This is a genomic window from Polaromonas sp. P1_E1_2 (assembly GCF_056406035.1).
The window spans coordinates 1-8,319 of sequence record NZ_JBFUAZ010000136.1 but is presented as its reverse complement, the minus strand read 5'-3'; the positions used below and the strand labels follow the sequence as shown (position 1 = coordinate 8,319).

Genomic DNA, 8,319 nt, shown 5'->3' with positions numbered 1-8,319 from the left:
GTGCTGGAACTGTCCAGAGCCACGTCAGGCCTCGACTTCCAGCAGCGCTGCAACCTGTTCGACATTGCCGTCGGCGCCGCGCACACCCGACAGGCGCGCGTTCACGCTGGCCACGCGGCCGTCGCTCCAGCGCAGGGTGTTCTTCCACAGCACGTGGTCGCGCTGGCCCTGCGTCAGGTCGCGCCAGTCGGCTTGCAGTCCGGGCTGCTCTTGCGGGTCGGCGTGGGCGATGAAGTCCTGCACGGTCAGCAGTGCGTTGGCGTTGGTGCGCAGCAACTCGCTGGCACCTTCGCCCCATTCGGCAGCGCCCGTCCTGGCGTCAAAATTGGCGACCACCGTGCGGTTGGAGTCCAGCACCTGGCGGTAGCGGGTGCGCCAGTCTTGCGCCTGCGCCAGGGCCTGTGCGGCGGTGGCGCCCAGGGCATTGACCACGCCCACCAGCAGCGCCATCACGGCGACATACCCCTGGATCTCGATCACCGCTTCGCCGGGAAAGCCTTCCACTTCGGCGAAGGGGCCGCCGCCGGCGTTGGTCCAGGCGACCAGGGCGAGCGCGCCGATGAGCGTGGCCACCGTGGCGCCGCGTTCCTTCCAGAGGATGGCGGTCACCACCATGAAGGGCAGCGGCAGGTAGGTGAGGGTGGGGCCCAGCGATGCGCTGAACCGGTCGGACACATCGCTTGAAAAGATCAGCCCCGCCACCACAAAGAAAAGCAGGAAGGTGCCCGCGCCCGCCAGGAACTGGCTGGTGGCCATGCCGCCCGAGCGCTTGACCTTGAAGCCGGAAAACGCAGTGATGAGCGGCGCAATCAGCAAGATACCGACAAAGGTGGTGCAGGTCCACACGCGCCATTCGGTCAGCAGGACAACGGGCTCCGGCAGGGCCCAGCTCCAGAGCATCACGCCGATGCTGGCACCCAGCGCGGAGGTCAGCAGTGCGCCCAGCAGCACGCCGGCGTAAGCCTTACCCGGCTCCATGCCGCCGTCGGGCCCGGTGCTGCGCAGCAGGCGCGCCACCCAGGCGCCCAGGCTGGCGCAGAAGGCTTCGTTCAGGCCAAAAGCGATGGCAGGCAACACGGCCAGGCCGTCCAGCAAAGCCAGCGCGATGGCCGCCAGCGCGGCGCCCGCCAGTACGGCGGGGCGCTTGGGCGGCTTCACGGCCAGCAGCGCGCCAAAGGTGACGCCCGTGGCCAGCCAGACGGATGCGCTCAGCGTCATCGCGTCGCCCATGCTTTGGGACAGCACCGCTGCAACGGCCCAGGCTAGAAAGGTCACGGCAAGGGTGACGATAAAGGACAGGGCCATGAGAAACCTCCTCTGAGAGTCGTTCTGATGCGCGGCACAGGGGGCTGCCGGATGTGCTGGGCTAGTTTATCCAGTCTGTTGCGAATGTTGAACCGCAGTCTTGAGGGTAAGTCCCCGCGGCGTCAATATCGCTGAAATCTGCACTTTTAGGTGGTTTTTGGCCTTTTGGGAAATAGGGACGGGCGCTGGCAGCTATTGAATTGATAGCGGTTCCTTGAGGCCGGTTTGTGTTCCGACTGGGCGCTTTCGTCTAGGAGCTGCTGGCCGGGCAACCCCCGGCCAGCCGCCCTCAGCAGAGGGCGCACCGCCGGAAACAACAGCAGCCTACTCGAGGAAATTCCTCAAAGCCGCCTCAACCGCAGCCGCCGTTGCCAATGGCTTCTCCATCGGAAACAGATGACTCCCATCCAGCATCATGATCCGCCCCTTCGTCACCTTTTCGGTCATCGCCATCCCAACCTGCTTCATCTCGGCCGACTGCCGCCCGCCGATAAAGGCAACAGGGCATTTCAGCGGGTGGCGTTTAAGCAGGCCTTCCAGGTTGTGGGGAAGCGTGTTGTAGATCGCGGTTTCGACGTCGCGGTCGAAGCTCAGCAGGCGCTGGCCTTCGCCGGCATCGTCGTGGGTGCCATGCTCGATGTAGTCGCGCAGCACTTGCTCGTCCCAGGCGGCAAATGCCTTCTTGCTGCGAAAGTGTTCAAAGACCTCGTCTTTGCCTACCCATTGGTGACGGCGTTTGCGGCTGATGGCACCGGGGGATATGGAGCCCACCAGTTGTGCGCGCTTGGCCACGCTCAGCGCTGCGGCGCGCCAGCCGCCGAGGATGGGGGAGTCGACCAGCACCACGCCCTTGACGGGCTGGCCGCCGAGCACCGGGTTGCGCGCAGCGCACATCAGGCTTAAAAAGCCGCCCAGCGAATGGCCCACCAGGAAAGCCGGCTGGCCGGATTTTTCAACCTCGCGGGCCGTGAAGTCGGCCAGTTGCTGCACCAGGTGCGGCCAGTTGCTGGTGACGGGGTAGCGCGGGTCGTGGCCGAATTTTTCAATCGCCTTGACCTGAAAGCCGCGTGCTTTCAGGCTCTGGAACACCGCGCTGTAGGTGCTGGCGGGGAAGCTGTTGCCGTGGGAAAAAATGACCAGCGGCTTTGCGTTGGCGGGCACGGCTTAAATCAGTTTCTCGTCAGGCGTGCTGATCTTCTTTAACGGCTCATGGCGGGTGGCCGGCATCTTCAGCGGGATGTCGGTGTGCGCGTCGTCCCACACCGGGTCTTCGATGCTGTCGAACACTTCGCGCAGCTTCTGGCCCCAGCTGCTGTGCATCATGCGGTAGTAGGGGTTGTCGTTGTCGATGCAGACGATCTTGTCGCTCCGGTAGGTGTCAGCCTCATAGACCACCAGATCCAGCGGCAGGCCAACCGAGAGATTCGACTTCATGGTCGAGTCCATGGACACCAGCACACACTTGGCGGCTTCGGCCAGCGGCGTGGCCGGGGTGAGTACGCGGTCCAGCACGGGTTTGCCGTATTTGGATTCGCCGACCTGGAAATAAGGCGTCTCGTCGGTCGCTTCGATGAAGTTGCCGGCTGAATACATCTGGAAGAGGCGCATGTTCTCGCCGCGGATCTGTCCGCCAAAGACCAGCGAGACGTTGAAGTCGACATCGGCGTTTTTCAGTGCTTCGGCGTCGCGGTCGTAGACGCGGCGTATTGCCGAGCCCAGCACGCGTGCGGCATCGAACATGCTTTTGGCGTTCCAGATCGTGATGGCTTCGCCGCCGTCGTGGTCCTTGAGCTGCTCGATCTGCAAAATCTCGCGGATCGACTGGGAAATCGACAGATTGCCGGCCGACAGCAACACCATGAAACGGTCGCCCGGCTTTTCATAGACGATCATTTTGCGGAAGGTGCTGATGTGGTCCAGGCCCGCGTTGGTGCGGGAGTCTGACAGGAACACCAGCCCGGCATTGAGTTTGGCGGCGACGCAGTAAGTCATGAGGTGCTCTGGAAGTGTGGGGGAGGTCGGAGAAGTTGGGTTGCGCTGGGTCACGGGGAGATGGAGATCTTTTTCAGGCGGTACAGGGCGTCCAGCGCCTCGCGCGGACTCAGTGCATCGGGGTCTATGGTACCCAATGCCTTGTCCACGGCACTTTGCTCGGGCGCGGCGGCTTCGGGCGGGGCGGCGAACAGGTCAACCTGGGCGCGCGCTTCGGTCTGGTGGGCCTCCAGCGCGGTGAGTGCATGGCGGGCGTGGTTGACGACGGCAGCGGGCACGCCGGCCAGCCTGGCCACGGCAATCCCGTAGCTTTTGCTGGCGGGGCCGGGCTCGATGTGGTGCAAAAACACGATGTCGGCGCCGGACTCGACTGCGCTCACATGCACATTGATGGCGCCGTGATGCTGCGCCGGGAATTCGGTGAGCTCAAAGTAATGTGTGGCAAACAGCGTGAAGGCCTGGGTCTTGTTGTGCAGGTAGGCGGCAATGCCGCCGGCCAGCGCCAGTCCGTCGAATGTCGAGGTGCCGCGGCCGATTTCGTCCATCAGCACCAGCGAATGCGGTGTGGCGGCGTGCAGGATCTGCGCGGCCTCGGTCATTTCCAGCATGAAGGTCGATTGCGCGTTGGCCACGTCATCGGCTGCGCCTATGCGGGTGTGGATGGCATCTATGGGCCCGAGCCGGCAGCTGGCCGCCGGCACATACGAGCCCACGCTGGCCAGCAGCACGATCAGCGCCACCTGGCGCATGTAGGTCGACTTGCCGCCCATGTTGGGGCCGGTGATGACCTGCATGCGGTGCTTGCCGCTCATGACGGAATCGTTGGCGATGAAGGCGCCGCCGCCCGTCTCAGCCAGGCGCGCTTCGACGACAGGGTGGCGGCCCTGGCTGATGTCAATGCAGGGTTCGCGTACGAACACCGGCGCGGCCCAGTTGAGGGTGAGCGAGCGTTCGGCCAATGCGCACAGCGCGTCGAGCGAGGCGAGGGCGCGCGCCAGGCGGCTCAGCGCGGGAATGAAGTCCTGCAACTGGTCGAGCAGCTGTTCATACAGCCACTTCTCGCGCGCCAGTGCCCGCTCCTGCGCTGAGAGGGCCTTGTCTTCAAAGGCTTTGAGTTCGGGCGTGATGTAGCGCTCGGCATTTTTCAGCGTCTGGCGGCGGCGGTAGTCGTCGGGCACCTTGTCGAGCTGGCCTTGTGTGACTTCGATGTAGAAGCCGTGCACCTTGTTGAACTGCACGCGCAGGTTGGCGATGCCGGTGCGGGCTTTCTCGCGGCCTTCCAGGTCCAGCAGGAAATCGTCGCAGTTGGTCTGGATGGCGCGCAATTCGTCCAGGTCTGCATCGCAGCCGTGGTTGATGACGCCGCCGTCGCGTATCAGTGCGGCGGGCTCATCCAGCACATAGCGGCCCAGCAGCTCGCGGCAACCTTCCGGCGGTTGCAGGTCTTCAAAAATTTTGGTTAAAAGTGCCGGCAGCCCAATACTGGCGGGCGCAACCAGCTCTGTTTTTTGTAGCGTGTCTTTCAGGGCCACGAGCTCGCGCGGCCGCACCTGGCGCAGCGCGATGCGGGCAGTGATGCGTTCCACGTCGCTGCAGCCCTTGAGCCTGGCGCGCAGGGTTTGCTGGGAGCCGCTGCGCAGGTGGGTAATGGCATCCAGCCTGTCGGCGGCCTGTGCCCGGTCACGGCGCGGGGTGAGCAGCCAGCTTTTCAGTGCACGGCTGCCCATGCCGGTGGTGCAGGTGTCCAGCAGCGAAAACAGCGTGGGCGATTCTTCGCCGCGCAGGGTCTGCGTGAGCTCCAGGTTGCGGCGCGTGGTTTGCGGCAGCTCGATCAGCTCGCCCGAACGCACCACCTGCAGGCCCTGCACATGCGACAGCGCCCGGCCCTGGGTGTGTTCAGCGTAGCCCAGCAGTGCCGAGGCGGCGGCGTGCGCCTCATTCAGTGCTTCAGCATTCCAGGATGCGAGCGAGGCGACCTTGAGCTGGTCCAGCAGGCGGCGCGCGCCCAGGGCGGAATCAAACTGCCATGCGGGGCGGGCGCTGGCGGCGCAGCGCTGGGTTTTGAGGCGCTGCTCAAAGGCCGGCGTTACGTCGACGTTGTAAAGCAGTTCGCTGGGCGCCACGCGCGCCAGCCAGGCTTCCAGTTCGTCATTGGCGCAGTGCGCCAGGTGGATTTCGCCCTGCGTCACGCTGAGCCAGGCCAGGCCGCAGGTGTTGCGCGCGCCCTGGTGCACGGCCAGCAGGATGGATTCGGTCTTGTCGCTCAGCAGTTCGGTGTCGGTCAGTGTGCCGGGCGTGACCACGCGCACCACTTTGCGCTCCACGGGGCCTTTGCTGGTGGCGACGTCGCCGACCTGCTCGCAGATGGCTACCGATTCGCCGAGCTTGATGAGCTTGGCCAGGTAGCCTTCCAGCGAATGAAAGGGCACGCCCGCCATGACAACCGGCTCGCCCGCGGACTGGCCGCGCCGTGTCAGCGTGATGTCCAGCAGGCGGGAGGCCTTTTCCGCATCGGCAAAGAAGACCTCGTAGAAATCCCCCATGCGGTAAAAAACCAGGGTGTCGGGGTACTCCGCCTTGATGCGCTTGTATTGCGTCATCATGGGCGTGTCTTCCGGCGCACCGCCTGTTGGATTTTTGCCCCGAATTGTTTCTTTTTGCATCAATGACCTAGCGCATGCGCGCTTCCTTCTGTTCGCATTTTTATCTCGCCAATTGCCTATCTTAGGGGCCGTTCTTCGATGTTTCCGGCCCCTGATTGTCCTTTACTATCAGTCACTTACCGCCAACACCGGCTTTTGCCGGGAAAGATTGCGGTGGGCCCCTCAGTCGGCATAAAACCTTACGCTGGAATCCGGAAATCTGCCAAAGAGCGGCATTTTTGGGGAGGTAGACTCGCTTGCATTCATCTATTCAAAAAGCAAACCGGATACGGTCTGCGCCAGGGCCCACGACCTCAACCGAAAGGCAAGCAATGACCGAGCCGAGTATCCCGCCTTTCAACAGCGTAAGCGGGGCGGAGCCGACTGACACTGCGCTTGCCGAGCCGTCCCTGGCCAATAAGGGCCGCAGGGCGGTGCATGAAACTGCCCGTCTTTGCGTGGGTTACCTGGTACTTGTTGGCGTCAGCCTGGCGGTCTCGCTGCTGGCGGTGGTCATGCGGCCCTTGTTGCCGAGGGTATTAAGCAAACGCTGGGGGCGCAGGCTCGTGGCCGCCACTTTCCGCTCTTATCTGCGCCTGCTGGTGTTGATGGGGGCCTGCCGGTTCGACCTGACGGCGCTGGATGCGCTGCAGGCAGGCCCTCCAGTGATCATCGCGCCCAATCATCCTTCCCTGCTGGACGCCATCATGATCCTGTCGCGTTTGCCGGACGCCACCTGCATCATGAAGGCGGACATCGTCAACAGCGTTTTTTTTGGGGCCGGTGCGCGACTGGTGGGTTATATCCGCAATACGCCGCTGCGCACCATGGTGCAGCTGGCTGTCGCCGACTTGCGCCAGGGCAGCAGTTTGCTGCTTTTCCCGGAAGGCACCCGCACGCGGCGGTTTCCTGTAGGACGCATGCAGGGAACGACCAGCCTGATTTCCAAATACGCGGGTGTGCCGGTACAGACCGTTTTTATCGAAACCGATTCGAGGTTTCTGGGCAAGGGCTGGTCCCTGCTATGGACGCCGAAAATGCCGGTCACTTACCGTGTTCGCCTCGGAAAATGCTTTGAGCCGGTAAGCGACACGGCACACTTCACCGCAGAGCTGGAGCAATACTTCCAGACCGAGCTGGGGCGTACCCGGTCGTCCCCCCTGACTGCTTCTGCGCCGCCGGCGTGAAGGTGCACGCAGTTTTCCGTTCAAGTTAGATCCCTCGATGAATGATTCCCTTCGCGACATGTCCAGGACGCATCTCGTCCTGATTCCCAGTTACAACCCCGGTGTCAAAGTTGACGAAACAGTCCGCAGTGCACTTGCGCAGTGGGCGCCGGTCTGGGTGGTCGTCGACGGCAGCACGGACGGCAGCACCGACCGTCTGCTGGCAATGGCCGCGGACGATGCGCGCTTGCGGGTCGTGGTGTTGCCGCGCAATGTGGGCAAGGGTGCCGCGGTGCTGCACGGCATTGAGCTGGCTGCGGCCCAAGGGTTCACGCATGTGCTGACCATGGACTCCGATGGGCAGCACCCCGCCCACCTGATTCCGGAGTTCATGGTCGCGTCGCTGGCCCAGCCCGCTGTCATGGTGCTCGGCGTGCCGGTGTTCGCCGCGGATGCACCACGCCTGCGTGTCAATGGACGCAAGGTGTCCAATGGATGGGCCGACCTGGAAACCCTCTGGGCCGGCATCGGGGATTCCCTGTTCGGCTTTCGTGTTTACCCGATCGCGCCGCTGCGTGATGTGATGGCCGGGCAGCGCTGGATGCGCCGGTTTGATTTTGACCCGGAAGCGGTGGTGCGCATGTGTTGGCGCGGCGTGAAACCGGTCAACCTGCCGGCCACCGTGAAGTATTTTCGGCCCGACGAAGGGGGGGTGTCGCACTTCAACTACCTGCGCGACAACCTTTTGCTCACCTGGATGCATTCCCGGCTTTTCATCGGGTTTGTGCTGCGCTTGCCGGTGTTGCTGGCCCGGCGCCTGTTTCAGCGATTGTGATGAGTTGAGGCCGGGGCCGGGGCCGCGGAGCCGGGCTGCGATTTGACTGCCTGGTATTCTGAAAATACGCCGGCTTCCAGGTGTTGCCTGACATCCGCCAGACCCGCCGCGCGCAACGTGGCCAGCACCTGTTCGGGCGGCACGCAGGCTTCTATGCTGTCCCAGTAGTAGCGCCAGATGGACGCGGTTTCCTTTTGCCGCGAAACGAAGCGCGTCAGCAGCGGTATGACGCCGCGCATGTAGGTCTTGAGCAACCAGCGGCCCCAGCGGTTTTTTGCCTGGGTGATTTCGAGCACGCAGAGCCGTCCACCGGGCTTCAACACGCGTTCAAATTCTGCAAATGCCACACCCAGGTCGCTGATGTGGCGCAGGGCATAAC

The 8,319-nt window shown here is 63.6% G+C and carries 7 protein-coding genes; 2 read left to right on the top strand and 5 right to left on the bottom strand.

Annotated features, from left to right (window positions below; all coding sequences use genetic code 11):
* Nucleotides 1-24 precede the first annotated feature (24 nt).
* The 4 genes from AC1D1P_RS08920 to mutS all read right to left on the bottom strand — a co-directional run bounded on the left by AC1D1P_RS08920 (nt 25) and on the right by mutS (nt 5,960).
* The gene (locus AC1D1P_RS08920) at nt 25-1,305 is read right to left on the bottom strand and encodes an MASE1 domain-containing protein (protein ID WP_477672721.1); all 1,281 of its coding nucleotides are present in this window, start codon (nt 1,303-1,305) and stop codon (nt 25-27) included.
* Nucleotides 1,306-1,629: 324 nt separating this feature from the next.
* The gene (locus AC1D1P_RS08915) at nt 1,630-2,466 is read right to left on the bottom strand and encodes an alpha/beta hydrolase (protein ID WP_477671547.1); all 837 of its coding nucleotides are present in this window, start codon (nt 2,464-2,466) and stop codon (nt 1,630-1,632) included.
* Between the two features lie 3 nt (nt 2,467-2,469).
* Nucleotides 2,470-3,297: a proteasome-type protease gene (locus AC1D1P_RS08910; RefSeq protein WP_477671548.1), complete on the bottom strand. Its 828-nt coding sequence runs from the start codon at nt 3,295-3,297 to the stop codon at nt 2,470-2,472.
* A gap of 50 nt (nt 3,298-3,347) precedes the next feature.
* A complete protein-coding gene (gene mutS, locus AC1D1P_RS08905; protein WP_477672720.1) occupies nt 3,348-5,960 on the bottom strand; it encodes a DNA mismatch repair protein MutS in 2,613 nt (870 codons plus the stop codon).
* Between the two features lie 311 nt (nt 5,961-6,271).
* Here mutS and AC1D1P_RS08900 point away from each other — a divergent pair, with 311 nt between their 5' ends.
* Nucleotides 6,272-7,126 (top strand): lysophospholipid acyltransferase family protein, encoded by an 855-nt coding sequence (locus AC1D1P_RS08900; protein ID WP_477672719.1) that lies wholly within the window; start codon nt 6,272-6,274, stop codon nt 7,124-7,126.
* A gap of 37 nt (nt 7,127-7,163) precedes the next feature.
* Nucleotides 7,164-7,940: a glycosyltransferase family 2 protein gene (locus AC1D1P_RS08895; protein WP_477672718.1), complete on the top strand. Its 777-nt coding sequence runs from the start codon at nt 7,164-7,166 to the stop codon at nt 7,938-7,940.
* Here the strand turns inward: AC1D1P_RS08895 and AC1D1P_RS08890 are convergent.
* Nucleotides 7,928-8,319: class I SAM-dependent methyltransferase (locus tag AC1D1P_RS08890; RefSeq protein WP_477672717.1), on the bottom strand; the 392-nt coding region annotated here is incomplete at its 5' end. The genes AC1D1P_RS08895 and AC1D1P_RS08890 overlap by 13 nt on opposite strands.

What these genes read in the sequence shown, in the direction of transcription:
- AC1D1P_RS08895 (WP_477672718.1), top strand. Translation starts at nt 7,164, where the DNA reads ATGAATGATTCCCTTCGCGACATGTCCAGGACGCATCTCGTCCTGATT.
- AC1D1P_RS08910 (WP_477671548.1), bottom strand. Translation starts at nt 3,297, where the DNA reads ATGACTTACTGCGTCGCCGCCAAACTCAATGCCGGGCTGGTGTTCCTG.
- AC1D1P_RS08920 (WP_477672721.1), bottom strand. Translation starts at nt 1,305, where the DNA reads ATGGCCCTGTCCTTTATCGTCACCCTTGCCGTGACCTTTCTAGCCTGG.
- mutS (WP_477672720.1), bottom strand. Translation starts at nt 5,960, where the DNA reads ATGCAAAAAGAAACAATTCGGGGCAAAAATCCAACAGGCGGTGCGCCG.
- AC1D1P_RS08900 (WP_477672719.1), top strand. Translation starts at nt 6,272, where the DNA reads ATGACCGAGCCGAGTATCCCGCCTTTCAACAGCGTAAGCGGGGCGGAG.